General features: G+C 69.1%; 1 protein-coding gene. It reads right to left on the bottom strand.

The annotated features are described in order from the left end of the window. Positions 1-515 (bottom strand): F0F1 ATP synthase subunit alpha (locus GEV06_29310; GenBank protein ID MPZ21935.1); only part of this gene is annotated, 515 nt, incomplete at both ends.

Here is a 515-nt window from a genome sequence, read left to right as displayed (position 1 = left end):
CGGGGGCGCCCGCATCGGCGTCACCATAGCCGCCCTGGTTCTTGAACTCGGCGACCGCCTTCTCGAGGGTGGCGACCGTCTCGTCCGAGAGGACCTTCTCGGCGAGGATCGTCGGCAGCACGTCGGGATAGACGGACTCGAGGTGGCGGTACAGGCCGGACTCGAACTCGGCGATCTTCGCCGTCTCGACGTCGTCCAGCAGGCCGCCGGTGGCGGCCCAGATGATGACGACCTGCTTCTCCACGGGGAGCGGCTCGTACTGGGGCTGCTTGAGGATCTCGGTCGTCTTCTCGCCGCGGGTCAGCTGGTCGCGCGTCGCCTTGTCGAGGTCGGAGCTGAACTGCGCGAAGGCGGCCAGCTCACGGTACTGGGCGAGGTCGATGCGCAGCTTGCCGGCGACCTGGCGCATGGCCTTGATCTGCGCCGCGCCGCCCACGCGGGAGACGCTGATGCCGGCGTTCACCGCCGGGCGCTGGCCCTGGTTGAACAGGTCGGACTGGAGGAAGATCTGCCCG

The sequence above is a fragment of the Luteitalea sp. genome (assembly GCA_009377605.1).
Taxonomy (GTDB): domain Bacteria; phylum Acidobacteriota; class Vicinamibacteria; order Vicinamibacterales; family Vicinamibacteraceae; genus WHTT01.
This window is presented reverse-complemented; position numbering and strand designations above follow the sequence as displayed.